Genomic DNA, 24,287 nt, shown 5'->3' on the forward strand with positions numbered 1-24,287 from the left:
GAAAAGGCCGCCTCCGGGCGGCCTTTTCTTTTGGTGAACCTGGCCCAAATTTAGGAACGATCGGCCGGTACCTTGATGAAGTCGATAAACGCCCGCAACGGCGCCGGCACGAGACGCCGGCCGGGATAATAGAGGAACGGCCCGGGGAAGCTCTGCCACCAAGGTTCGAGGACGGGTTCGAGCGCACCGCTCTCAAAGTAAGGGCGAAGCCAATCCTCGAACAGGCTGACAATGCCGGTACCGGCGATGGCTGCATCGACGGCGAGATCGGCCGCTCCGCCCAGGGTCACGAGAAGCGGCCCCGTCGGATCGACCCGCACCACCTCGCCGTCGCGCTCGAATTCCCATGGCGGCATCGCCCCGCTGGCGAAGCGGCCGCGCAGGCAAGCGTGGCCGAGCAGATCGCGCGGGTGTTGCGGCCGGCCATGGCGATCAAGGTAGGCAGGGCTGGCGGCGGTGGCAAAGCACTGCAGGCGCGGTCCGATCGGCACCGCGATCATGTCCTGTTCCAGCCGCTCGTCGTAACGGATGCCGGCATCGCAGCCTGCCGCCAGGACGTCGACAAAGCTCTCCTCGGCGATCACCTCCAGCCGGATGCCGGGACAGGCAGCAAGAAAACCCGGGACGATGCTGGGCAGCACCAGCCGCGCCGCGCTGACCGGCACGTTGAGGCGCAACGTACCTGCAGGCCTGTCGCGGAAGCCATTCACAACGTCGAGGGCCGATTCCACCTCGGTCAAGGCAGGGCCGAGCCGAGCCAGCAAGCTCGCGCCCGCTTCGGTCAGGACGACGCTGCGGGTCGTCCGGTTGAGCAGCCTGACACCGAGCTGCGTCTCGAGGCGGCGCACCGCCTCGCTCAAGCCCGACGCACTGCCGCCGCTGGCGCGGGCGGCATCGCGAAAACCCTTGGCCCGCGCAACGGCGACGAAGGCGTTGAGGTCTCCGAGGTCGATCTTCATTGTTCGATATTCCGTACAGCCCGTGCGGAATGTACCCAATTATCGTGAGATCGGACAGCGCCTATCTCAACCTGAACGGAGATAGACCATGTCCAGCATTGACCTTTCCGGCACGTTCACTCTCGGCGACCGCACCGTGAAGCGGCTCGGCTACGGCGCCATGCAGCTCGCAGGACCCGGCGTCTTTGGTCCGCCCAAGAACCATGGCGCGGCATTGGCCGTGCTGCGCGAAGCTGTTGCGCGCGGCGTCAATCACATAGACACCAGCGATTTCTACGGCCCGCACGTTACCAATCTACTCATCCGTGAAGCGCTCGCGCCCTATTCCGACGATCTGACGATCGTCACCAAGATCGGTGCCCGTCGCGGCGCGGATGGCTCGTGGCTCCCGGCCTTCTCGCCCGAAGCGCTGACGGAGGCGGTGCACGACAATCTGCGCAATCTCGGGCTCGACGTGCTGGACGTCGTCAATCTCAGGATCATGTTCGACGTGCATGGCCCGGCCGAAGGCTCGATCGAGGCGCCGCTCACTGTGCTGGCCGAGCTTCAGCGACAGGGCCTGGTGCGTCATATCGGGCTCAGCAATGTCACGTCTGCACAGATCGAAGAGGCGCGACGGATCGCCAGGATCGTCTGCGTGCAGAACCAATACAACCTGGCGCACCGGGGCGACGATGCCTTGATCGACCAACTCGCCCGCGACGGTATCGCCTATGTGCCGTTCTTTCCGCTCGGCGGCTTCAACCCGCTGCAGTCGTCTACCCTGTCCGGCGTCGCTCAGCGCCTGGGCGCCACGCCCATGCAGGTCGCGCTCGCCTGGCTGCTCGGTCGCGCGCCCAACATCCTGCTTATCCCCGGCACGTCTTCCGTTGCGCATTTGCGGGAGAACCTCGCCGCGGCCGAACTCGATCTGCCGGAGGATGCCGTCAGGGATCTGGACGGCGTGGCGATGGCGGCCTGAGGATTGGCGAAAGCGGCAACGAGCCAATCTCGCCGTGATCGACAGGGCTGGCGGGACAGCGCCCGGACAGCGCCCCCCTGTCCTGCCGGGCCTCTCCCCCACAAGGGCCACGAGGGGGGAGATCAGCAGCTTCGCTGACAGCGTCCTTTTTGCAGGGTTGGTGGTTGGCGAAATCAGTGGTGACGGCCAATCTCCCCCCTTGTGGGGGAGATGTCCGGCAGGACAGAGGGGGGCGCCTCGCTCCGCCATCGAAGATTCTGCACCGTCGTGACGCTCTGAGGTAACGGTATGGATCCCAGGGTCTGCGCCGCGTCGCTTCGCTCCTTGCTTCGCCCTGGGATGACGAAGGCGCGGGGGCTTACGGCTAATCGCAGACGTTGGAGATTGGCAGATGCAGGCCGGCCGGCAGCGCGACCGCCGGTCAAAGAATCCCCTGTGCAGAGGAACTAATTGATGCTCGCCGTATTCGCCGGCTCCGCCGGGCGCGCCTCATCCGAATATGGCACGCGGTAGCCGTTTGCCGCCAGCCACTCGATCGCCGCTTTCGGCTCGTCGGTCTGGATGATGGTGGCGCCGCGCTCGGCCCAGAAGCCGTAGGTCTCGCGCGGCAGGCTGGCGAACACCGCCAGTTCATCGCCGCGACCGCCGGCGAGGAAGCCGCCCGGCTTGTTGACGATGGCGTAGGTATTGGCCCAGATGTGCCAGTCGCCCCTTATCGCCGCGGCGCGCATGCGCGGGCTGAACAGCGGACCGCCGGTCTCAGTCAGCGTCTCGGCGCCGTCCCGCCAGTTGATCATCTCGACCGCGCGCGGCGAAAAGGCGCCGCTGACCTTCTCGGCAAAACCGGCGTCGCGAACCGCGTCGTCGGCAATGATCGGCATGAATTGGAAACCGCTGCCGATCGCGCCCATGGCTGCCTTGACAGTGGTGATCCTGGCCGGGTTCCACAGGTTCTCCTTGACGATCACCTGTTCGGCCATGCCAAGGTCACGCGCCACCGCGATCATGCCGGCCAGGCTGTCGACGTCGAGCTTGTTGTCGATGTTGACGAGGATTCTGTCCCTGGTCGCCATCAGCATCTCGCGCAGCGTCGAAACCGGCTCGTCGGTGACGGCGCCGGTGCCTTCGATCACCAGCCGGCAGGTTTTGAGTTCGGCCACGGTGCGCTTGACCACCTCGCCCTTGCAGTTCGTCGTGCGGTCGAGCCAGCTGTCATGCATGACGACGAACTGGCCGTCCTTCGAGCGCCTGACATCGACCTCGACGATTTCGGCGCCAAGCGCGATCGATGCCTCGAGGGCGGCGATCGAGTTCTCCGCAAACAGCGTCTTGCGGGCCTGCAGGCTGCCGGCGCGGTGCGCCGCCACCATGACATGGTCGCGCCACTGGTTGGCGTGTTCGAAACGGTCGAGAATCTGCCTGGCGCGTGTTTCGCCAGCCAATGCCGAGCCAGTGAACAGCACCGAGGCGGCGGCAAGCACAAGTTTCAGCCAGGTCGTTCGCATGAGAATCGCTCCTACCGGATGCAAACCCGGATAAGCGACGCACGTGACAGCCCAGTGAACGAAGCCGGCTTGGCAAATGCCGGAAAGTCAGGTCAATGCCGGCTGACACGATGCCACGAGGGTGACGAATTGCAGCTTTCGGTTGTATTCATGCTGCGCAATTCAGGGTTGCCATGCGGGCTCACCTGGCAAGCAAGATTTTGTGACCGAGTTCGGGTCGCATTTCTGAGAATTATAGCCAATAAGGTTGCGCCTCGACGCACAGGAGATCTTCATGCCGAACACCAACATCGACCACGCCTTCACCGCCCGGGCCAGGACGGGTGCGTCCTTCGAGCCGACCTATGCCGGCGCGCTGTCGTTCATGCGACGCAAATACTCGAAGGACGTGAAGGGCGCGGACGCGGTGGTGTGGGGCATCCCCTTCGACGCCGCCGTCACCAACCGGCCGGGCGCGCGTTTCGGACCGCAGGCGATTCGCCGCGCCTCGACCATTCTCGACAACGACCCGCAATACCCGTTCTCGCGCGATCTGTTCGAACATCTCGCCGTGGTCGACTATGGCGATTGCCTGCTCGACAGCGGAAACCACCAGAAGACGCCGGGGACGATCGAGCGCGAGGCGGCAAAGATCCTGAAATCCGGCGCCTTCCTGCTATCGCTCGGCGGCGACCATTTCGTCACCTGGCCGCTGCTCAAGGCGCATGCCGCCATCCACGGTCCGCTGGCCCTGGTGCAGTTCGACGCCCACCAGGACACCTGGCCGGACGACGGCAAGCGCATCGATCACGGCTCCTTCGTCGGCCGTGCGGTCAAGGAGGGGATTATCGACCCCGACCGTTCGATCCAGATCGGCATCCGCACCCATGCGCCCGACAGCTTCGGCATCAAGATCCTGTACGGCCACGAAATCGAGGACATGCGCGCGTCCGATATCGCCTATGCCATCGTCGACCGCACCGGCGGCAAGAAGGCCTACGTCACCTTCGACATCGATTGCCTCGACCCGGCCTTCGCGCCCGGCACCGGCACACCGGTCGCCGGCGGGCCGTCCTCGGCAAAGATCCTGTCGGTGCTGCGCCAGATCAATCAGCTCGATATCGTCGGCGCCGATGTCGTGGAGGTTGCGCCGGCCTATGATCACGCCGATATAACGGCAATTGCCGGATCGACGGTGGCCATGCACTATCTCGGGCTGCTGGCGGAACGAAAGGCCCGGCTCGAAGAGCTGAACAACGGCAATCACATTGTTGCCGGATTGAACCAGGCAAGTGGCATATGATTTCGAACTATCAGGGAATTCAGGCAGGCAAATGAAACCGAAAATCTTCATCGACGGCGAGCACGGCACCACCGGTCTCCAGATCAGGGCGCTGCTTGCCGAGCGCGGCGACCTGGAGATCATCTCGATTCCGACCGAGCGCCGCAAGGAACCGGCAGCCAGAGCCGAGTTCCTCAACGCCGCCGATGTCGCGATCCTGTGCCTGCCGGACGCAGCCGCGAAAGAAAGCGTCTCGCTGATCAGCAACGACACGACAAGGGTTATCGACGCCTCGACCGCGCATCGCGTGGCAGAAGGTTGGGAATATGGTTTTGCCGAAATGGACAAGGCTCAGGGTCGCAAGATCGCTTCGGCGAAGCGCGTCACCAATCCAGGCTGCTGGCCGCAAGGGCCGATCGCGACACTGAGGCCGCTGGTCGCGGCCGGGCTGTTGCCGCCGGATTTTCCGGTCACCGTCAACGGCATTACGGGCTACTCGGGCGGCGGCCGGCCGATGATCGAGGACTATGTCGCCAAGGGCGAGGATGCCTCGGAATTCCTGCCCTACGGGCTGACCCTGCAGCACAAGCATGTGCCGGAGCTCAGGACCTATGCGAAGCTGTCGCATGATCCGATCATGCAGCCGGCGGTCGGCAATTTCGCGCAAGGCATGATCACCGTGGTGCCGCTGCAACTCGGCGGCCTCGACTATGTGCCGACCGGCGCCGAGCTTCATGCGGCGATCGCCGACCATTTCGCCGCGATCGATGGCGGCGTGGTCGAGGTGGCGCCCTATGCGCATCTCGAGCGCGTGCCGGAGATCGATCCCGAAGTCTACAACGGCACCAACCGGATGATGCTCCATGTCTTCGCCAACGACGACAGGGCCCAGGCGCTGCTGTTCGCCGTCTACGACAATCTCGGCAAGGGCGCCTCGGGCGCTGCCGTGCAGAACATGGATCTGATGCTCGGTCTCAAGCACTGAATGGACGCGCCGGCATTCCCAGGCCTCTGGAAGGTCGACGCGCCAGAACTGATTGCCGAGACGTTCAGCAGCCGCATCTGGAAGGTTGTTCGCGAGGACGGTTCGCCGGCGGTCGTCAAGGCCCTCAAGGCTTTCGACGACGTCGAAGACGAGTTGCGCGGCGAGCATTTCCTCGCCTGGCGGCGCGGCGAAGGCGCGGTGCGGCTGCTTGGCCGCAACGGCCACTGCATGCTGCTCGAATATGCCGGCAAAACCCTGCTGTCACAGGTTCTCGCCGAGCAAGGCGACAATGCCGCTACAGCAATCGCGGCCGAAGTGATGGCAAGACTGTTCTCGCCATCCTACCACCCTGCCCCACCAGATCTTCAGCCGCTGCGGGCACGGTTTTCCAGTCTGTTCAACAAGGCGAGGATCGATCGCGACGCCGGCGAAAAGAGCTTTTATGTCGAAGCGGCTGCGACCGCGGAACGGCTGTTAACCGATCCTGTCGAGGTGCTGCCGCTGCATGGCGACCTGCATCACGACAACATCATGCAGGGAGCGCGCGGCTGGCTGGCGATCGACCCGAAGGGCGTTCTCGGCGATCCCGGCTTCGACGCGGCGAACATGTTCTACAATCCGCTCGTCCGCGACGAGCTTTGCCGTGATCCCAACCGGATTGCCGACATGGCCGAGATTTTCGCCAGAACGCTCGGCCAGACGCCGCCAGCCATTCTGGATCACGCCATCGCCTATGGCTGCCTGTCGGCGTCATGGCATCATGAAGACGGCAATGCGGTCGAGGAAAGCCGCGAATTGTCCATTGCCACTGATATCAGGACGGTGCGGCTCAGCCTCTGACGGCGACCTGATCGGGCAGCGGACAGTCTGGCAGGCGCCTTTCCCTCTACGGTGCAGTGAATACCGGTTTCGGGCCCGCAAATCGGGCCGTTCATGGGTCCCGCTCCTATTCGTCCGAGTCTGAGACAAATATTAGTTTGACTCTCGGAGAAACTATGTTAGCTTGCCCTCACAAACGAGAGCTGGCGGAACCATGCAGACCTCCACGATCAGGCACTACCACGCGTCGCGGATTTTCCATGCGATCCGGCTCACACCCGGCATCTCGCAGCGGGAGATCGCAGGCAAGACCGGAGCCGACAAATCGACGGTCTCCACGGTCATCAAGGGGTTCGAAGCCGCGGGCCTCATCGAGCGAACGCAGCGCGTCTCCGACAACAGGCCGGGCCGTCCGGGCGAAGGCATCTACATCTCCTCCAAAGGCTGGCTTCTCGCCGGCGTCTATTTTCACCCCGACCGGATCGACTACGTGATCGGCGGGCTCGACGGCACAGTCCTGAAGACCAGCAGCGGCATCATGCCCTTCGAACCCAGCCGAGTCGGTGAGGTCGTCAACCAGACGATGACCGACATGTGCGCGGTTCTCGGCCGGAGCGCCAACGATCTGCTCGCGCTCGGCGTCTCGGTGCCGGGCCTGGTGACGATGGCGGGCAAGGTCGCCCGCTCGCCGAACCTCGGCTGGGTCGACGTCCAACTGCGCGACATCCTCGAACGCGCCATCAGCGTACCCGTGTACATCGACAACGACGCCAACGGCGCCGCCCTTGCGGAAAGCCTGCTCGGTGCGGGCGTCGACCGGGAGCATTTCATCTATATCGAAAGCGGGTCCGGTGTCGGTGGCGGCCTCGTGCTTGACGGCAACATCTACCGCGGCTTTTCGGGTTTCGGCGGCGAAATCGGTCACAACAAGATCGTTCCGAACGGCCGGGAATGCCATTGCGGAAAACGCGGATGCCTCTCGGCCTACGTGGCCGACTACGCCCTGCTTGCCCGCGCCCATGACAAGGGCCTGGCGGTGTCGTCGGTCTCGGAATTGGCCGGGCTGGCCGATTCCGGAGACCAGGGCGCGCTGGAAATCTTCCACGAAGCCGCAGATCACCTCGGCATCGGTCTCGCCAACATCGCCAACACCTTTAATCCCTCTGCCATCGTGCTTGGCGGCCTTCTCGCCCGCTACTCCCGGCACTTCGTCGGTCGCACCAAGCAGGCCTTCAACGCTCTGGCCGTCTCCGCCGTCGCCGACGTCTGCGCCATCGAAGCCTCGGCGCTCGGCGACGGGCCGCCGCTCGGCGCTCTCGCGATCGCTCTCTATGGCTGCACCAGCGCGGAGGCCAGCGACGTGACCCCATGGCGTCTCGGCAACGATGCCGTTTCCGAACTCTCGAAAAAATAATCCAGGAGTTATTGCATGCCCGTGCGTTTGGCGAATGTTGAAGTCCCCGGTATCGAGGTGCCCGTTCAGCGGCCACGCACACCCGCGTCGACCTACGAACGCCGTTGCCGCGACGCCTGCCGCGCCGCGGGCCTCGACTGGCTGGTCGTGTACGCGGACCGTGAGCACTCGGCCAACATGATGTTTCTCGCCGGCTTCGATCCCCGCTTCGAGGAGGCGCTGCTTCTCCTCGGCCCGAGCGGCCGCAAAATCCTCGTCTGCGGCAACGAGAGCTATCATTACGCCCCACGGGCCGGACTTCAGGATTTCGAGCTCGTGCTCTGCCAGACGCTGAGCCTGATGGGCCAGGACAGGTCGGTGGCGCCGAGTCTCGAAGCGGTCCTGCGGGAAGCGGGCATCGGCAAGGGGCAGACGGTCGGCATCGTCGGCTGGAAGTACCTTGAAGCCGACGCATGGGAGCTGAACGGCGCGTCCTACTTCGTGCCCGCCATGCTCGTCTCGACGCTGCAGCGCATCGTCGTCGATGCCGCGGCGCTCTCCGATGCCACGTCGGTCCTCATGCACCAGACGACAGGCCTTCGGGCGGTCGTCGGCGCCGACTCCATCGCCGCCTTTGAATGGGCCGCTGCCCGTGCCTCTACCGCCGTCTGGTCGATCGTGCAAGGCGCGAAGGTCGGCGACACGGAACTCGCGGCCGCTGCCCGGATGGGCTACGCAGGCGAACCGATGAGCTGCCACATGATGTTCTCGTCCAGCGATGCGACTGGAGAGGTCGTCGGTCTTGCGAGCCCGACGGCCCGTGTCCTCAAGCGCGGCGACGGCGTCACCACCGCCGTGGGCTACTGGGGTGCGCTGTCTTCACGAGCAGGTCTCCTCGAGGAGTCGAACGACGAGTTCCTCGCCGTAGCCGCAGGCTATTTCAAGGGTCTCGCCTCCTGGTACCAGGCGGCAGACATCGGAGCGAACGGCGGCGACATCTATTCGGCCGTCGAAGAGACGCTGGCACAATCCGGTCTTCGCCCCGCGCTCAATCCCGGCCACCTGGTCAGCTACGACGAGTGGAGCAACACGCCGATCCGGCGCGGCAGCACCGACGCCATCGCGTCCGGCATGCCGTTCCAGGTGGACATCATCCCCGTCCCGCAGCGCACCGGACACGCACTTAACTGCGAGGATAGCATGGTGTTCGCCGACGAACGCCTCCGTCGCGAGATCGAGGAAAGATATCCCGCGGTCTGGCAGCGCATCCAGAAGCGTCGAGCCTTCATGCGCGACAAGATCGGCGTCGATCTCAAACCCTCGATCCTGCCTCTCTCCAACACGCCGCTGTGCCTTCCGCCCTTCTGGCTGGCACCGGAAAAGCTCCTGGTGACCGAATGACCATGGTTTTCGAAAAACAGCGGCTCACGACGGGCGCCCTCAATGGCATGTGGCGGCCCCGCGTGCCGGGTTCGCTTGTGGCGATCGGCCCCTCGTTCGGCATCACGCTGCTCTTCATCTACGGCTTCATCGGCTGGACCGCATACATCTCGTTCTCGGCGTCGAAGATGACGCCGAACGCCAAGCTGGTCGGGCTCGCGAACTACTACAAGCTCTGGCAGTTCGACTCCTGGGTCGTCGCCGTTTCCAACCTCTTCATATTCACGGTCCTCTATATGGCGATCGGCATGGCGGTGGGCCTGGGCCTGGCGATCCTCCTCGACCAGCGCGTCCGAGCCGAAGGGTTGTTCCGGACGATCTTCCTCTATCCGGCGGCGCTGTCGCTGGTCGTGACCGGCGTCGTCTGGAAATGGCTCCTCAATCCCGGAACTGGCATCGAGGCGCTGGCGCATGACCTCGGGCTGGCGGCGTTCAAATTCGACTGGATCATCAACGAGTCGACGGTGCTCTACGCCGTCGTCATCGCCGCCGTCTGGCAGGTCGCGGGTTTCTCGATGGCAATCTTCCTTTCGGGACTGCGCGGCGTCAACGAGGAAGTGGTGAAGGCGGCCCGTCTCGATGGGGCGAGCACGGCGCGGCTCTACTGGCACGTCATCATCCCCGCCATCCGCTCCTCTTTCGTCACGGTCTTCGTGCTGTTGACGGCGTTCGCGCTCAAGACGTTCGACCTGGTCGTCGCGATGACCGCCGAAGGCCCGGGCTACGCTTCGACCTTCCCGGCGACCTTCATGTACGAGATGTCCTTCGCCCGGAACCAGCTCGGGGTCGGCGCGGCGAGCGCCATGGCGCTCCTCGTCTTCTCGCTCGTCCTTGTGTCCCCGTACGTTCTGATGGGAGGAAAACGTGGCAGCAACGCTTGAAATCGCGGCGGACAACACCGCCGGCGCGGTGGCGTCGCGCGCCCTGCTCTACTTCGTCCTGATCGTGCTGGCGGCAATGTTCGCCGTCCCGGCCCTCGTCATGGTGATGACGTCGCTCCGGCCGACCAGCGAAATCGCGTCGGGCGCCCTCCTGTCGTTCCCCAGGGAGATCACCTTCGACGCCTGGGTAAAGGCCTGGACCACGGCATGCATCGGAACCCGATGCGAGGGCCTGCAGGCTTCGTTCCTCAACTCGGTGCTGGCCACGGTGCCCGTCGTGCTGTTGACCACCACTCTCGGCGCGATCAACGGCTTCGCCCTCACCAAGATGAAGTTCAGGGGCGCGGACACGGTGTTCACGATGATCTGGCTCGGCTGTTTCATTCCCTACCAGGCCGTCCTGATCCCCATCGCCCAGACTCTCGGCGCGATGCGGCTCTCCGGCTCCACCTACGGCCTGTGGCTCGTCTACACCGCCTACAGCATCCCGTTCACGACCCTGTTCTTCCGGAACTACTACACCACCATTCCGGACGAGCTGGTCCGCTCGGCGAAGATTGACGGCGCGGGTTTCTTCGGCACCTTCTGGCACATCATCCTGCCGATCTCGCCGCCGATGATCGTCGTCTCGCTGATCTTTCAGTTCACGAGCATCTGGAACGAGTTCCTGTTCGCCGCCTCCTTCACCTCCGGAGGAGCGCAGACCATCACCGTCAGCCTGAACAACCTGGTGAACACGACTTTCGGTGCGAAGGAATACAACGTGGACATGGCGGGAGCCCTGATCACGTCGCTGCCGACGCTTCTCGTCTACATTCTGGCGGGTCGGTACTTCATGCGCGGCCTGACGGCCGGCTCGGTAAAGGGATAACCAAAATGGGCGCGCTCACCCTCAACAATGTCAAACGCAGCTATGGCCCCGTCGAAGTGCTCAAGGGTATTGACCTCGACGTCCCCGCTGGTGCCTTCCTAGTCCTGCTAGGACCATCGGGTTGCGGGAAGTCGACGCTGCTCAGCCTTATCGCCGGGCTCGACCGCAGCACCGATGGCGACATCAGCATCGGTGGCAGGGTGGTAAACGAGGTGGCCCCGAAGGACCGGGACATCGCCATGGTCTTCCAGTCCTACGCACTCTACCCGAGCATGACCGCCCGCGACAACATCGCATTCGGCCTGCGCATGCGGGGCGTGTCGCGGGAGGAACGGAGCCGGGCGACCACCGCCGCAGCCGAGACTTTACGCATCGGTCATCTGCTCGACCGCAAGCCTGCGCACCTGTCGGGAGGTCAGAGGCAGCGCGTGGCCATGGCGCGAGCGCTGGTCCGCCAGCCTAAAATCTTCCTGTTCGACGAACCGCTGTCGAACCTCGACGCCCAGCTGCGCACCGAGATGCGCGCTGAGATCAAGAAGCTCCACGAAAAGCTCGGCACCACCATCGTCTACGTGACGCACGACCAGATCGAGGCCATGACCATGGCCACGAAGATCGCGATCATGCAGGACGGCAACGTCATGCAGTACGGCTCGCCGGACGAAATCTACCGCGCGCCTGCCAACCTCTTCGTCGCCAGGTTCGTCGGGTCGCCGACCATCAACCTCATCAAGGCGAGCATTGGTTTTTCGGGCGCGTCGGCGACGCTTCGCCTGTTGGAAAGCGACAGCCGCGCCGCGATCATGGAATTCCCGCAGACCTCGCTGGCGGAGGGTGTCCGCGACGGCCAGGATGTCTTGCTCGGCATCCGCCCGGAATGCGTCCGCATCGTGGACGCCATCGTCCCCCAAGCCAGGGGCACCTGCGAACTCGACGGCGTCGTTTCTGCGACCGAGAACACCGGATCCGACCTCATCGCCACCGTCAACTTCCATGGCGGCACCATCGTCGCGCGGCTCCGGCCGGGCGCGGCGCAGGCCAACGCGCTGATCCGCATCGCCTTCGACATCAAGGACGTCCTGGTCTTCGACGCCTCCACCGAACGCCGCCTGAACATCGTCAAGGAGCATGCCGCGTGCTGAAGAGCGAATTCACCCAGGTGCCGGGCTATTACAAGGTCATCGTCGGCGACATCGAGGTCATCTGCGTGAACGACGGCTCGCTGTCGAGCGACATCAACGCCGTAAGGGGCGTTTCGACCGAAGAGTGCGGACAGCTGTTCGCGGACTCGTTCTTCCCCGCCGAGCCTCGCTGCACGACGAACGTTTTCATCATCCGGTCGCGGGGACGGAGCGCGCTGGTGGACACGGGAGCAGGCCCTCATATCGACACCACCGCGGGCAAGCTCTTCCAAAACGCCGCTGCGGCGGGGGTTTCGCCCGAAGACGTCGACACCATTCTCTTCACCCACGTCCATCCGGACCATGTCAGCGGGCTGCTCGACGCCGACGGCGGCAAGGTTTTTCCGCACGTGAAGCTCAAGATGGCGCTTTCGGAACAATTATTCTGGCTCTCGGACAAACCCGCTTCAAAAGACATCGAGCACGTCAGGCATGAGGCCGACCACGTCATCCGGTTCCTGACCCCCTATGCCGACCAGATCGAGCCGTTCGCCGTCGACGACGAGGTGTTTCCTGGTGTGACGGCCGTCCCCCTGCCCGGCCACACTCCCGGCCATACCGGCTACCTGATCAAGTCGGGTGACGACGAGCTCCTCATCTGGGGCGATGTCATCCACTGGCCGATCGTGCAGTTCCGGCGGCCGGAGGCGGCGATGTCCTACGATGTCGACCCGGTGCAGGCGGCCGTGACCCGCCGCCAAATCCTCGAGGACACGGCCGCGCGCGGCCGTCTGGTCGCGGGCATGCACCTCTTCTTTCCAGGTCTCACACGGGTTCGCCGGGACGGCGACGCCTTCGCGATGGTGCCCTACCCCTGGGGGCACGCAGACGCGATCCGGACCTTGCAGGGTCATGAGACCGACAAGGCCAATCAGAAACGACCCTCCACGGGAACAAACCTCAGCGCACATCTTCGCAAAATGGGAGAATGACAATGAAGTACAATCGGCTTTACGCATGCGGCCTGATCGCCGCTGTCGGCTTCGCTGTGACCGCCAGCCATGCGTTGGCGCAGAACGACAAGAGCGTCTCAGTCCTGCACTATTGGACGGCGGGCGGAGAGGCCGCTGCCATGAACGCCGCGAAGACGGCTTTCGAGAAGCTCGGCGGCACATGGATCGACCAGCCTGTTTCCGGCGGCGGCGGCGACACCCATGACCAGGTCCTCCGGTCCCGCATCCTGGCGGGCGACGCTCCGAGCGCCGCGATCCCCAAGGTGGCCGACGCAAAGTCCTGGTATGACGAGAGCTATCTGGTCAACTTCGACGCGGTCGCCGAGAAGGAGAAGTGGGATTCGGTTCTCCCGGCCTCGATTGCCGACGTGCTTAAGGTCGACGGGCACTACATGTCGGTTCCTACGAACATCCACCGCTTCAACGCCATGTGGGCGAACGCGAAAATCCTCGGGGAACACGGCATCGAGATGCCGAAGACCTGGGACGAGTTCAATGCCGCGGCCGAGAAGCTGAAGGCGGCGGGAATCGTGCCGCTGGCCCATGGCGGTCAGTCCTGGCAGGAGTCCATTCTATTCGAGATCGTGGTCGCCGGCATCGGCGGGCCTGAATTCTTCCGCAAGACGGTCATCGAATATGACGAGGCCTCGCTCAAGAGCGATACGATGATGAAAGTCTTTGACCAACTGCGCAAGCTCCGCAGCGATGTCGACCCGAACTTCTCGGGCCGTGACTGGAACATCGCGACATCGATGGTCATCAAGGGGGAAGCGGCTTTCCAGTTCATGGGCGACTGGGCCAAGGGCGAGGTCACCGCGGCGAAGGTCGCTCCGGGCATCGACATCCTGTGCTCGGCAGCCCCAAGCAACTATCCGGGCGTGTTCCTCTACGTTGCGAACGCGTTCACCCTCTTCAAGACGGGCGACGGAAACGTGACGCCGGGCCAGGAGCTTCTGGCGTCGACGCTGATGACACCGGAGGTTCAGGCGAGCTTCAACATCGCCAAGGGTTCCGTTCCGGCGGTCACCGGGGTCGATCTCTCAAACTTCGACAAGTGCGCGCAGGACACCGCGCATGATCTGACGGCGGCGGACAAGGGCAACGCCCTCCTACCCGCCCTCAACGGCGGCATGCTCAGCAGCGGAGAGATGCGCGGCGCGGTGGCGGACGCCATCACGAAGTTCTTCAACTCCGACCTGTCCTCCGAAGAAGGCGTGGAGCTTCTGCTGAAGCAGATCGACACCGCTCGCTGACGTCAGGGCGGACCGGGCGGCGTGGTCGCGTCCGATCCGCCAACTGGCGTCGCGGACCGCTTGCAGTCAGCGCCGCCGGATTGCCGACATGGCCGAGATTTTCGCCAGAACGCTCGGCCAGACGCCGCCAGCCATTCTGGATCACGCCATCGCCTATGGCTGCCTGTCGGCGTCATGGCATCATGAAGACGGCAATGCGGTCGAGGAAAGCCGCGAATTGTCCATTGCCACTGATATCAGGACGGTGCGGCTCAGCCTCTGACGGCGACCTGGTTGGGCATGGGATAAGCGCCCTTGGTGCCGCGCCAATGCGCTGCGGCAAAGCCCAGCAGGACAAGCGCGAAAGCCTGATGCGTCAGCGCCATGTGCAGCGGCACCTGCATCAGCAGCGTCCCGATGCCGATCAGGGCCTGCAGCAGCACCAGTAGAAACAGCAGCGTCGCGCGGCGCGCATGGGTGGTGCCGGGCTGGCTCCGGTGCGTCGCGATCATGTGCCAAAGTGCTGCGACGAACATCGCGTAGGCCCCGAGCCGGTGGATGAACTGCACTGTCTTCGGGCTCTCGAAGAAGTTGCGCCATGCCGGCTCGAGGATCAACAGGTCGCCTGGGATAAGCTGGCCGTCCATCAGCGGCCAGGTGTTGTAGCTCAGGCCGGCATCGAGCCCGGCGACCAGCCCGCCGAGATAGATCTGGATCAGCGCCAGCAGCACCAGAAAGCCGGCCAGACGCTGGTTCGAGCGGTCGGCGGCGGGCTCGGAGTGCGGGGCCAATCCCCGCGCGACCACCATGGTCGCGGTGAAGATCAGCGCCGCCAGCGTCAGATGCGTCGCCAGCCGGTACTGGCTGACGGAGACGCGGTCGACCAGCCCGGACGCCACCATCCACCAGCCGATCGCGCCCTGCAGGCCGCCGAGAAGAAGAATGCCCAATAATTTCGGACCAAGACCGCGTTCGATGCGGCGCGTCGCGCAGAAAAACACCAGCGGCACGGCGAAAACCACGCCGACACCGCGCGCCAGGATCCTGTGCAACCATTCCCACCAGAAGATCGACTTGAACGCTTCGATGCTCATGCCCTTGTTGAGCTCGGCATATTGCGGGATCTGCTGGTAGCGCTGGAATTCCTCCTGCCATTCGGCGTCGTTGAGCGGCGGGATGACGCCGTGGATCGGCTTCCATTCGGTGATCGAAAGGCCGGATTCGGTGAGCCTGGTGGCGCCGCCGACCAGCACCAGCACAAACAGCACCAGGAGCACGACGTAGAGCCAGCCGCGCACCAGCGCCCGGTTGCGCAGGTCGCGGTCGCGGGCCGCGAAAGGCGCGGCAGCTGATATGGCAGCCATGGTCTTGTCCCGGCGTGTTGCAGTCGCGGATTGGTGAACCATCGCAATCCAACTGGCAAGACCGGACAGCGCGGCACGCCGTCGCGCCGCTTCTTGGCTGTTGCGTGCCTCTTCCGTTGGGCCTAAGCGATAGGGATCAACCGGATCGCGAAATGCCCATTCGCCTGAAAAAGCTGATCGGAACAATCCTGCTGGTGGCGCTGGTCATCGTCTATGCGCTGGTCGCATCGATCGTGGCGGTTGCGCAACTGGCGGAATCGGGACCGTGGGCGCATTTCCTGTTCTTCCTGCTCAGCGGCATGCTCTGGGTGCTGCCGGCCATGGGCATCATCAAATGGCTGATCCTGGAGCCGCCGCGGCCGAAGAACTGAGGCTCGCTCGCCGCCGCGGTGAAAGCCTGACGCCCGAGGAAACTCAGGGTGGTTTTCTGCCTACCGTGTCGCCAATCGGAACGCGCCGGCGGCGCCATTTCGCGACATTCATGGCCCGTCTCAAAAGCTGCCGTTCGCGCAACGGCTCGAGTCGACCCTTCTCTGCCCTACCGCTGCAGAGCCTGAAGCGGAAGTCCTGACCCTAAGCGGACGTCAAATTCAAATGGCTGTGACGAGCACCTGCCGCGCGCACATCCTCATGGAGCTCTTAGTAAACCATCTGTCGCCTCGAAGACTGGAGGGGTTTCTTTGGGGGCTGGCCGGGCCTGGGTCTAGGACACCTCCGAGGCCTCCGTGTGCGCCGCCCTCAGTGGTTTCGGGTGTCTGCGCGTTTATGCCGGCCGATCTAGGACCGCGCCGATCCGGCACGCTTGGAAATACAAGCATTGACAGTGTGACGATTCCGGAGAGTGTGGGCCTGCTGCCTGCCCGCTGAGAACGGGCACTTGCCCTGCGCAGCCTGAAAACTTCCACGAGTTTTCCAGACTCATAGAAGGGGACACGCCATGGATATTAAGCGCAGGGACTTGTTCACCGGTGGGTTGGCCGGTGCGGCGCTCGTCGCGCTGCCGCAACGTGCTGCAGCGGCGGTTGACATTGGGATGAACTATCCTGTCGGCGACTTCGTTCTAAGTCGGACTGAGAAGGGGCTGAGCGTCACGCACAAGCAGACTCCAGATCGCGTCCTCTGGGCGACGCAGTCGAGGGGAAATTTCCTCGCTGCCGAGGAAGCGTCGGCGGCAGTGACAGAAGTCGGTTCGCCAGAAGGCACCTTCAAAATCAACGACGCGGTGACGACCCGGTATGAATCCCCGACGATCAATGACATTCAGGTCGCGGGAAGCGCGGCGACGGTCTCTGGGACGATATCGGGCCCGGCCGATAGCGTCGCATATACGCTCGTCTTCAGTGCGGTTTCGCCGACCCACCTGCAGTTCGCCATCAAGCTCACGGGCGACAAATCGTCTTCACTGAACAGGGTCGTCTTGGCTATCGACTCATCGAAGGATGAGGCCATTTTCGGCTGTGGGTCCCAGCTGACTTACTTCAATCAAAAAGGAAAGCTCGTCCCGATCCTTGTGCAGGAGCATGGCATCGGGAGAGGCAAACCCATTGTGACCGAACTGGTCAACCTATTGGACTACGACAGCGGTGGAACGCCCTTCCACACGGGGAAGCCGATCCCGTACATCATGACAAGCCGGCTTCGCTGCATATTTCTGGAGGACTACGAATACAGTGAATTCGACATGCGCAAGGCGGACGCCATCCAGATCAAGATCTGGTCTGGCAAGATGTCTGGTCGCATCCTCTACGGCAAGACACCGGTCGACCTACTCGAAGCATACACCGAATACACGGGCCGCATGCGCAAGCTGCCGGAGTGGGTCCACAGCGGCATTATCCTCGGCATCATGGGCGGCACCGACAAAGTGCGCGAGCGGATCCAGCGCACGAAGGATGCTGGTGTTCCGGTCGCTGGCCTTTGGCTTCAGGATTGGGTTGGAACGCATCCGACGAGTGCGGGAACGCAGCTCTTCTGGAACTGGTTTCTGGATGAAGCCTACTACCCTGGTTGGCGGCAGCTAGTCGACGACATCGCCAAGGACGGAGGCAAGATTCTCACCTACATCAACCCGTTCCTTGCAACCATCGAAGGTCACGACCAGCTTTTCCAAGAGGGTAAGGCGAAGGGGTATCTGGTCCAGCACGCGGATGGATCTCCATACCTCATCAAGAATGCCAATTTCATGGTCGGGATGATCGATCTGAGTAATCCGGCAACACGCTCCTGGATCAAAAATGTCATGAAGACGAACATGGTTGGGACTGGCGCCGGCGGATGGATGAATGACTTCGGCGAGGCCCTGCCTCTGGATGCAAAGCTGTACGGCGGTGCGGATCCCTGGGTCTGGCACAATAAATTTCCAGAAGAGTGGCAACGCCTAAGCCGAGAGGTCATCGAGGAGACCGGTCACGGCGACGAGATGGTTTTCTTTTCTCGCTCCGGTTACACGCGAAGCCCGGGCATCTCGACGCTGTTTTGGCTCGGTGATCAGCTAATGACCTGGGACGAGTATGACGGCATCAAAACGGCACTGGTCGGAATATTGTCAGGCGGCATATCGGGCTTCAGCATGATGCACAGCGACATCGGCGGATACGTGGCCCTGAAGCTGGACATCGCCGGGCAAGAGATACCGATCATCAATCGGACGCCAGAATTGATGATGCGGTGGATGGAGCTCAATGCATTCACCGCGGTGATGCGCACGCAGGAAGGGATAACACCGAACCTTTCGATAGAGGCGGATAGCACGCCAGAGATGCTGGAGCATCTCCGCCTTTGCGGGTCGATCTATCGTGCTCTCACCCCCTATCGAAAGTCTCTCGTGGATGAGGCCAACGGGCGGGGCCTTCCATTGGTCCGCCACCTCTTCCTGCATTATCCAGATGATCCCAACACGCATGACATTCGCTACCAGTTTCTCCTTGGCGAAGACCTCATGGTGGCGCCGGTTCTCGACAAGGGCGCCGATTCCGTTGATGTCTACTTTCCGACAGGAAGTGCTTGGAACGATGCATGGACAGGGAAAGACGCGGGTCAGCCAGGAGAGTGGGCTCGCATGCCTGCGCCGCTCGGGAAACCCGCCGTGTTCATACGGAAGGGTTCTCCCGACGCTACGGCTCTCGCGACGTACCTTAAGGACGCAACCGCCGCGAACTGATATTAGGAAGGCAAGCGCGGCGGCACCCAGGGCCGGCCAATCGCCGGGGCTTATTCTTTCCATCCGTCCTCTGAATCCGCCGCTCGTGCGGAGCTGGAGCGTCAGGGCGCGAAGGCGTGGCACGACCTACGGACTGCCATACGATCCGAACGCTCTGTCGGAAGAGGATGATGAAGTGCCGCGCGGCGCGATCTTCCAGTTCGTCAGCGCCAGGGCCATGGCGACGCTCGAATTCCTCCAGCAAGAGTGAATCAACGTGGCAATTTCATCGGCGCGGGCCGCGAGCGTGACCGGATCATCGGGCGCCACGAGGAAGGGGCGCCTTTCACCATTCCGAGGGAGCCGGTTAGACGGCGCATCCACGGCATCCAGACGTTCGATGTGCTTTGCGACAGCGAGTACTTCTTCATGCCGAGCATATCTGCATTGAAGTGGCTCACGAATCTGAGCGGATGAAGGAGGCAAACGATATCCGATCACGTTGACGGTCCGCGGTCGATTGGCGAGCTCGCGGCCGACGGATCCGTTCTAGCTTCGATGCAATCAGTTGGGCGCAAATCCGCTTTTGTGCACAACCTGCTTGTCCCGATGAGCGAGGCGAACGACGGCCTTCCACCCTCTCGCGACGAAGAGCGCGTCACGAAGTCCGGCCGAACCAATTGCTCCCATTCGGCTCGGTTGCGCCATATGCGGAAATTCAGGGCAACGTTGACCAACGGCCGGTGTCAGAGGCAAAGGCGGACGTTCATTCGGGAAGGCCCGCCTTCAGCAAGCCTTCGCGCAGGTGCTCGGCATCCGCCGGGTATCGGTAGTGCGGCATCTCTGCGTGCACGCTGAAATGCGGCTTGCGGCGGAGCACTTCGACTGTGAGCGCGTGAGCTTCGTCAAGACGCCCAAGGTCGCATTCTTTGGAAAACCCATCGATCGGACGGGCGCCGGGTGCATGCTCGGCGACCACGGCAAGGCTGTTGCCCAGCCCGTAGCCACCATGCGTGATGAACGGCACCAGCGTCTTGCCCGAAAGGTCGTGCTGCGACAGGAACGAGCGGATGACGGAAGGCGCGGTCATCCCCCAGATCGGAAAGCCCAGAAACACGGTCTCATAGGAGCTCAGATCCGGCACCGTCGCCTGCAACGGCGGCTCGTAGCCGCGCTGCCGTTCGTCCTCTGCCTGCGCGACCTGTGCCTCGTAGTCTTCCGGATAGGCCGCCGCCGGCACGATCTGAAACAGCGTTGCTTCGAGTGCGCGGGCAATCTGGGTGGCGATCAGGCGCGTGTTGCCGGTCCGGGTAAAGTAGGCCACCAGGACCGTGGCGCTGCGACCGGCCGCAGCAGGTTCGGCGCTTGCCGCCGAACTCACTCCCGCCACCAAAGGCAGCAGGAGTGAGCGTTGCAGGGCCTGCCGGCGCGAGATGGTTGTAGTCGAAATCATCCAGGGCTCTCGTTATGGCCAGTGAATGCGATCAGACTTTCGGAGGCGCTTCCACGCCCGAGAAGACCAGCACTCGGTCAGGAAGGCGCGCGCCCCTGATCTCGATCGTGGCCACGGCCGCATTGAGCTCCGCCATTTCTGCGGGCGTGAACTGGACTTCAGCCGCGCCCATGTTCTCGATCATGTGCGGCATCTGTGTCGACCCGGGGATCGGCACGATCCACGGCTTCTGCGCCAGCAGCCAGGCCAGCGCGATCTGGGCGGATGTGGCCTGCTTCCGTTCGGCCCAGCTCTTCACCAGTTCCACCAGCGCCAGATTGTGTGGCAAGTTGTCCGGCGAGAAACGGGACTCGATCCCACGGATGTCGCCTTCGGCAAACCGGGTCCTGGCATCGATGGCGCCGGTCAGGAATCCGACCCCAAGCGGGCTCCAGGGCACGAAGCCGATGCCCAGCTCTTCGCAAAGTGGAATGACTTCCTTCTCAGGCCCGCGCCACAGCATCGAGTATTCGTTCTGAACCGCGGTGACAGGTAATGCGGTATGAGCACGACGCAGCGTCTTAAGGCCCATCTCGGAAAGGCCCCAATGCAGAACCTTCCCCTCCGTCATCAGGTCTTTGACCGCCCCGGCGACGTCCTCGATCGGCACTTCAGGGTCGACGCGGTGCTGATATAGGAGATCGATGCGGTCGGTGCGAAGGCGCTTGAGCATGCCCTCGACCACGCGTTTGATGTGGTCCGGGCGGCTGATGAGCCCCGGCCGACGTTCGCCGGTCTCCTGATCGATGTTCCAGCCAAACTTCGAGGTAATCACAATCTGGTCGCGGAACGGCGCGATGGCTTCGCCGAGGATCCGCTCGCACTCATGCGGCCCGTAGGCCTCGGCGGTGTCGAAGAAGGTGACGCCATGGTCGTGGGCAGCTCGGATGATGTTCAGCATCTCGGGTCGGGTGGGGACCGTTGTCTGGTAGGTCCGGTGCATGTTCTGGACACCGAGGCCGACGCTTGAGACTTCCAGCTGGCCCAGCTTTCGCCGCCCGCTCGCCCGGGCTGCGCTCTCGCTGCCAGAACCAGTTGCCTGAGCGAAGGCCTGCGAACCCGTTCCTGCGAGCAGTGGCGCAGCGGCGAGAGTTGCCGCTGCTCCCAGAAAACCACGTCGTCTCAATGTTATGCGTTCGGTTGTCATCTCAATCGTCCTTTCACCGGGGCTCGGATTCGTCTCGACCCGAGGGGAATTTCTTATCGATGGTCTCGCTTAGCGGTGGGTATCAGGCGCGGTTCAGCGGTTGACGAAGCGCTGAAGCGAGGCGGGGTAGCGATCGCCCTTCACTTCGACGCTGGCGAGCGTCCGCTCGATGCGGGCGAGATCGTCAGCCGTCAGTTCCACGTCCGCGGCGCCGAGATTCTCCTCCAGACGGTGGAGCTTCCTGGTGCCGGTGATCGGCGCGATCCAGGGACGCTGGGCGAGTAGCCAAGCGAGAGCGATCTGCGCGGGGGTCACACCTTTGGCCGAAGCGATCGATTCGATGAGATCGACGAGTGCCTGGTTCGCCTTGAGCGCCTCGGGCGAGAAGCGTGGCACGATGCGGCGGAAATCACTTTCACCGAAGGCGGTGTTCGGGTCGATCTTGCCGGTCAGGAAGCCCTTGCCGAGAGGACTGAACGGCACAAAGCCGATGCCAAGCGCTTCGAGCGTCGGCAGGATTTCTTTCTCGGGCTCGCGCCACCATAGCGAAAATTCGCTCTGAAGCGCGGCGACCGGCTGAACCGCATGGGCGCGGCGGATCGTCTCGGCGCCGGCCTCCGACAGACCGAAGTGTCGGACCTTGCCTTGGGCGATGAGATCGCGGACGGTGCCGGCGACATCCTCGATCGGCACAGTCGGGTCGACCCGGTGTTGGTAGAATAGGTCAATCACGTCAGTTCGCAGACGCTTCAGCGCCTCGTCCGCGACCTGTCGGATTCGCTCAGGTTGGCTGTCGAGACCATTCGCCGGAATGCCGTCCTTGAAGCCGAACTTGGTCGCGATCACCACCTGGTCACGGACAGGCTCAAGCGCCTCGCCCACAACCTCCTCATTGATACCAGGGCCATAGGCCTCGGCGGTGTCAAAGAATGTGACGCCTCGATCATGGGCAGCGCGGATGAGCTTGATGGCCTCACCGCGATCGGTCGCCGGCCCGTAGCCGTAGCTCAGGCCCATGCAGCCGAGACCAATTGCCGATACGCTCGGACCGTTCAGCCCTAATGTTCGTTTCTGCATGATCGTCCTCTCGCTGGTGGTCGGCATCGCAGCGCCTTCGATCCGGAGAAGATATGCCCTCCGTGTCCTAGCGATTAGACAGGGCAAGTCGCATGGGCTTATGACTCCATGTCATCAACAGCGGAGTGACAGCCATGCGACGTGAGGATCTGGGCAGTTTGGCAATGTTCCTGGCGGTCGCCGAAGAACAGAGCTTCACCAGAGCAGCTGCAAAGCTTGGCATCTCCCAGTCGGCGCTCAGCCACGCGATGCGGCGGCTGGAGGCCAAGCTGGGCCTGCGCCTGCTGACCCGCACGACGCGCAGTGTAGCACCGACCGAGGCTGGCGAGCGGCTGGTCGAGACCCTCCGGCCTGCGCTGGACGACATCGACGCCAAGCTTGCCGCGCTGACAGAACTGCGCGAGCGACCGGCCGGCACAATCCGGATCACCACGTCGGAACTCGCTGCTCAAAAGGTCCTCTGGCCAGTGGTCAATCGGCTTACAGCCGAGCATCCCGATATTCAGGTCGAACTCAACATCGAGTCGGGCCTGACCGACATCGTCGCCGAGCGCTACGACGCGGGCGTTCGCCTTGGGGAACGGTTGGTGAAGGATATGATCGCGGTTCGGATCGGACCCAGGTTGCGGATGGCCGCAGTTGGCTCTCCGGCCTACTTTGCGCAGCACGGGCGGCCGCTGACGCCTCACGATCTGGCGAAGCATTCCTGCATCAATCTCCGCATGGTGAGCGGGAGCATCTACGCTTGGGAGTTCGAGAAGGACGGGCGCGAGCTGAAGGTCAAAGTCGAGGGTCAGCTGACGTTCAATAATATCGAACTTATCCTTGCTGCCGCCGTCGCAGGACATGGCATTGCATTGTTGGTCGAGGACCGCGCAGCAGCGTTGCTGGCCGAGGGAGCTTTGGTCCGTGTCCTTGAAGACTGGTGCGAGCCGTTCGACGGCTACTATCTTTACTACCCCAGCCGGCGGCAGCCATCGCCAGCCTTCAGCCTGCTTCTGGAAGGTCTGCGCTTCAGAGATTAGGACGAGCTACGTCGTGCCCCCGGGGATGCGTGTGTGTCTCATGCCGACGGGCCGAGGCAGCGAACGAGTGAAGATGCCGCGAGCGACCGGAATTGGCCGAAGCCGCCATTCGTCCTGTTGGAGACGAACGCCGTCTTGGGGTCACGACGTTCCCTTGACCTCCCATCAGGGATGTGTTTGGACTGGAGACATCGCGAACAGGTGTGCGAGGACATCGCGAACAGTTTTGCCATCCTATCGATCAATGGCATTGAGGTCGATGGTTTCTATTTTCTGATGTCTGAACCAGGCGTCGAAGACGCCGTCGGCAGCGGTTGGGCGAAAGGCGACGGACCTTCCGGTGAAGGCCCGGCACAGGCGCACGTTGTGGCCGAGGATGGAGACGAAGCCATGCTGCTGAACGCGGCGGATGAGATCGTCCTTGGCATAGTCGAACGGCTCGACGATTTCGCGATACTGGCGCTGCGAGACGCGGTAGCGGTCGAGCGGCACGGCGCCGCCAAGCGCGTCGTGCGGACGCACGGTGTTGTAGACGTGACGCCAGCGATCGAAGGCGTCCTGGGCCTTGGGGAGATCGGCAAAGGGCGGTCCCTGCAGCGCTT

The 24,287-nt window shown here is 63.2% G+C and carries 22 protein-coding genes and 1 pseudogene; 16 read left to right on the forward strand and 7 right to left on the reverse strand.

The window, feature by feature from the left end; genetic code table 11:
* Positions 1-50: 50 nt before the first annotated feature.
* Positions 51-959, reverse strand: coding sequence for a LysR family transcriptional regulator (locus AC0L17_RS14495; protein ID WP_473516319.1), 909 nt, complete (start codon positions 957-959; stop codon positions 51-53).
* Between the two features lie 88 nt (positions 960-1,047).
* Here AC0L17_RS14495 and AC0L17_RS14500 point away from each other — a divergent pair, with 88 nt between their 5' ends.
* Entirely contained in the window at positions 1,048-1,920 is an 873-nt protein-coding gene (locus tag AC0L17_RS14500) for an aldo/keto reductase family oxidoreductase (protein WP_473516320.1), read from the forward strand.
* A gap of 446 nt (positions 1,921-2,366) precedes the next feature.
* Here AC0L17_RS14500 and AC0L17_RS14505 read toward each other — a convergent pair whose 3' ends face one another.
* Positions 2,367-3,425, reverse strand: a complete 1,059-nt coding sequence (locus AC0L17_RS14505) for a glycerophosphodiester phosphodiesterase family protein (protein ID WP_473516321.1) — start codon at positions 3,423-3,425, stop codon at positions 2,367-2,369.
* Positions 3,426-3,699: 274 nt separating this feature from the next.
* Here AC0L17_RS14505 and speB point away from each other — a divergent pair, with 274 nt between their 5' ends.
* The 11 genes and pseudogenes from speB to AC0L17_RS14560 form a co-directional block, all read left to right on the forward strand.
* The gene (gene speB, locus AC0L17_RS14510) at positions 3,700-4,707 is read left to right on the forward strand and encodes an agmatinase (RefSeq protein WP_128246689.1); all 1,008 of its coding nucleotides are present in this window, start codon (positions 3,700-3,702) and stop codon (positions 4,705-4,707) included.
* 31 nt (positions 4,708-4,738) lie between these two features.
* Positions 4,739-5,671, forward strand: coding sequence for an N-acetyl-gamma-glutamyl-phosphate reductase (gene argC / locus AC0L17_RS14515; protein ID WP_473516322.1), 933 nt, complete (start codon positions 4,739-4,741; stop codon positions 5,669-5,671).
* Entirely contained in the window at positions 5,672-6,511 is an 840-nt protein-coding gene (locus AC0L17_RS14520) for an aminoglycoside phosphotransferase family protein (protein ID WP_473516323.1), read from the forward strand.
* 193 nt (positions 6,512-6,704) lie between these two features.
* Complete coding sequence (locus AC0L17_RS14525; protein ID WP_473516324.1) at positions 6,705-7,904, forward strand: ROK family transcriptional regulator; 1,200 nt, start codon at positions 6,705-6,707, stop codon at positions 7,902-7,904.
* A gap of 15 nt (positions 7,905-7,919) precedes the next feature.
* On the forward strand, positions 7,920-9,284 hold the full coding sequence (locus AC0L17_RS14530; RefSeq protein WP_473516325.1) for a M24 family metallopeptidase: 1,365 nt from the start codon (positions 7,920-7,922) through the stop codon (positions 9,282-9,284).
* Positions 9,281-10,204 (forward strand): carbohydrate ABC transporter permease, encoded by a 924-nt coding sequence (locus AC0L17_RS14535; protein ID WP_473516326.1) that lies wholly within the window; start codon positions 9,281-9,283, stop codon positions 10,202-10,204. Before AC0L17_RS14530 ends, AC0L17_RS14535 begins: the two co-directional genes overlap by 4 nt.
* Positions 10,188-11,075 carry a carbohydrate ABC transporter permease gene (locus AC0L17_RS14540; protein ID WP_473516327.1) on the forward strand — a complete coding sequence of 296 codons (888 nt, stop codon included), beginning with the start codon at positions 10,188-10,190 and terminating at the stop codon, positions 11,073-11,075. Before AC0L17_RS14535 ends, AC0L17_RS14540 begins: the two co-directional genes overlap by 17 nt.
* Before the next feature lie 5 nt (positions 11,076-11,080).
* Positions 11,081-12,217, forward strand: coding sequence for an ABC transporter ATP-binding protein (locus tag AC0L17_RS14545; RefSeq protein ID WP_473516328.1), 1,137 nt, complete (start codon positions 11,081-11,083; stop codon positions 12,215-12,217).
* Positions 12,211-13,188 (forward strand): MBL fold metallo-hydrolase, encoded by a 978-nt coding sequence (locus AC0L17_RS14550; RefSeq protein ID WP_473516329.1) that lies wholly within the window; start codon positions 12,211-12,213, stop codon positions 13,186-13,188. The genes AC0L17_RS14545 and AC0L17_RS14550 overlap by 7 nt, the downstream gene beginning before the upstream one ends.
* 2 nt (positions 13,189-13,190) lie before the next feature.
* Complete coding sequence (locus tag AC0L17_RS14555) at positions 13,191-14,462, forward strand: ABC transporter substrate-binding protein (RefSeq protein ID WP_473516330.1); 1,272 nt, start codon at positions 13,191-13,193, stop codon at positions 14,460-14,462.
* A gap of 61 nt (positions 14,463-14,523) precedes the next feature.
* A pseudogene (locus tag AC0L17_RS14560) lies at positions 14,524-14,724 on the forward strand (3'-kinase); the annotation flags it as partial.
* Here the strand turns inward: AC0L17_RS14560 and AC0L17_RS14565 are convergent.
* The gene (locus AC0L17_RS14565) at positions 14,714-15,805 is read right to left on the reverse strand and encodes a COX15/CtaA family protein (RefSeq protein ID WP_473516331.1); all 1,092 of its coding nucleotides are present in this window, start codon (positions 15,803-15,805) and stop codon (positions 14,714-14,716) included. The pseudogene AC0L17_RS14560 and the gene AC0L17_RS14565 sit on opposite strands and share 11 nt — an antisense overlap.
* 152 nt (positions 15,806-15,957) lie before the next feature.
* Between AC0L17_RS14565 and AC0L17_RS14570 the strand changes: the two genes are divergently transcribed.
* The 3 genes from AC0L17_RS14570 (at position 15,958) to AC0L17_RS14580 (ending at position 19,215) form a co-directional block, all read left to right on the forward strand.
* Positions 15,958-16,176 (forward strand): DUF2842 domain-containing protein, encoded by a 219-nt coding sequence (locus AC0L17_RS14570; RefSeq protein WP_023798362.1) that lies wholly within the window; start codon positions 15,958-15,960, stop codon positions 16,174-16,176.
* Positions 16,177-16,742: 566 nt separating this feature from the next.
* Positions 16,743-18,965, forward strand: coding sequence for an alpha-glucosidase (locus tag AC0L17_RS14575; RefSeq protein ID WP_473516332.1), 2,223 nt, complete (start codon positions 16,743-16,745; stop codon positions 18,963-18,965).
* An 85-nt stretch (positions 18,966-19,050) separates the two neighbouring features.
* Positions 19,051-19,215: a hypothetical protein gene (locus AC0L17_RS14580; protein WP_473516333.1), complete on the forward strand. Its 165-nt coding sequence runs from the start codon at positions 19,051-19,053 to the stop codon at positions 19,213-19,215.
* Positions 19,216-19,710: 495 nt separating this feature from the next.
* Here the strand turns inward: AC0L17_RS14580 and AC0L17_RS14585 are convergent, their stop codons facing one another.
* The 3 genes from AC0L17_RS14585 to AC0L17_RS14595 form a co-directional block, all read right to left on the reverse strand.
* Positions 19,711-20,397 (reverse strand): flavodoxin, encoded by a 687-nt coding sequence (locus tag AC0L17_RS14585; RefSeq protein WP_473516334.1) that lies wholly within the window; start codon positions 20,395-20,397, stop codon positions 19,711-19,713.
* 31 nt (positions 20,398-20,428) lie between these two features.
* The gene (locus AC0L17_RS14590) at positions 20,429-21,583 is read right to left on the reverse strand and encodes an aldo/keto reductase (RefSeq protein WP_473516335.1); all 1,155 of its coding nucleotides are present in this window, start codon (positions 21,581-21,583) and stop codon (positions 20,429-20,431) included.
* Positions 21,584-21,676: 93 nt separating this feature from the next.
* The gene (locus AC0L17_RS14595; RefSeq protein ID WP_473516343.1) at positions 21,677-22,660 is read right to left on the reverse strand and encodes an aldo/keto reductase; all 984 of its coding nucleotides are present in this window, start codon (positions 22,658-22,660) and stop codon (positions 21,677-21,679) included.
* 134 nt (positions 22,661-22,794) lie between these two features.
* Here AC0L17_RS14595 and AC0L17_RS14600 point away from each other — a divergent pair, with 134 nt between their 5' ends.
* Positions 22,795-23,685, forward strand: a complete 891-nt coding sequence (locus AC0L17_RS14600) for a LysR family transcriptional regulator (RefSeq protein ID WP_473516336.1) — start codon at positions 22,795-22,797, stop codon at positions 23,683-23,685.
* Between the two features lie 234 nt (positions 23,686-23,919).
* On the opposite strand, the gene AC0L17_RS14605 is transcribed toward AC0L17_RS14600, so the two are convergent.
* Positions 23,920-24,287: integrase core domain-containing protein (locus tag AC0L17_RS14605; protein ID WP_473516337.1), on the reverse strand; the 368-nt coding region annotated here is incomplete at its 5' end.

Source organism: Mesorhizobium sp. WSM4829 (assembly GCF_055811475.1).

What these genes read in the sequence shown, in the direction of transcription:
- AC0L17_RS14495 (WP_473516319.1), bottom strand. Translation starts at nt 959, where the DNA reads ATGAAGATCGACCTCGGAGACCTCAACGCCTTCGTCGCCGTTGCGCGG.
- AC0L17_RS14500 (WP_473516320.1), top strand. Translation starts at nt 1,048, where the DNA reads ATGTCCAGCATTGACCTTTCCGGCACGTTCACTCTCGGCGACCGCACC.
- AC0L17_RS14505 (WP_473516321.1), bottom strand. Translation starts at nt 3,425, where the DNA reads ATGCGAACGACCTGGCTGAAACTTGTGCTTGCCGCCGCCTCGGTGCTG.
- speB (WP_128246689.1), top strand. Translation starts at nt 3,700, where the DNA reads ATGCCGAACACCAACATCGACCACGCCTTCACCGCCCGGGCCAGGACG.
- argC (WP_473516322.1), top strand. Translation starts at nt 4,739, where the DNA reads ATGAAACCGAAAATCTTCATCGACGGCGAGCACGGCACCACCGGTCTC.
- AC0L17_RS14520 (WP_473516323.1), top strand. Translation starts at nt 5,672, where the DNA reads ATGGACGCGCCGGCATTCCCAGGCCTCTGGAAGGTCGACGCGCCAGAA.
- AC0L17_RS14525 (WP_473516324.1), top strand. Translation starts at nt 6,705, where the DNA reads ATGCAGACCTCCACGATCAGGCACTACCACGCGTCGCGGATTTTCCAT.
- AC0L17_RS14530 (WP_473516325.1), top strand. Translation starts at nt 7,920, where the DNA reads ATGCCCGTGCGTTTGGCGAATGTTGAAGTCCCCGGTATCGAGGTGCCC.
- AC0L17_RS14535 (WP_473516326.1), top strand. Translation starts at nt 9,281, where the DNA reads ATGACCATGGTTTTCGAAAAACAGCGGCTCACGACGGGCGCCCTCAAT.
- AC0L17_RS14545 (WP_473516328.1), top strand. Translation starts at nt 11,081, where the DNA reads ATGGGCGCGCTCACCCTCAACAATGTCAAACGCAGCTATGGCCCCGTC.
- AC0L17_RS14555 (WP_473516330.1), top strand. Translation starts at nt 13,191, where the DNA reads ATGAAGTACAATCGGCTTTACGCATGCGGCCTGATCGCCGCTGTCGGC.
- AC0L17_RS14565 (WP_473516331.1), bottom strand. Translation starts at nt 15,805, where the DNA reads ATGGCTGCCATATCAGCTGCCGCGCCTTTCGCGGCCCGCGACCGCGAC.
- AC0L17_RS14570 (WP_023798362.1), top strand. Translation starts at nt 15,958, where the DNA reads ATGCCCATTCGCCTGAAAAAGCTGATCGGAACAATCCTGCTGGTGGCG.
- AC0L17_RS14575 (WP_473516332.1), top strand. Translation starts at nt 16,743, where the DNA reads ATGGATATTAAGCGCAGGGACTTGTTCACCGGTGGGTTGGCCGGTGCG.
- AC0L17_RS14585 (WP_473516334.1), bottom strand. Translation starts at nt 20,397, where the DNA reads ATGATTTCGACTACAACCATCTCGCGCCGGCAGGCCCTGCAACGCTCA.
- AC0L17_RS14590 (WP_473516335.1), bottom strand. Translation starts at nt 21,583, where the DNA reads ATGACAACCGAACGCATAACATTGAGACGACGTGGTTTTCTGGGAGCA.
- AC0L17_RS14595 (WP_473516343.1), bottom strand. Translation starts at nt 22,660, where the DNA reads ATGCAGAAACGAACATTAGGGCTGAACGGTCCGAGCGTATCGGCAATT.
- AC0L17_RS14600 (WP_473516336.1), top strand. Translation starts at nt 22,795, where the DNA reads ATGCGACGTGAGGATCTGGGCAGTTTGGCAATGTTCCTGGCGGTCGCC.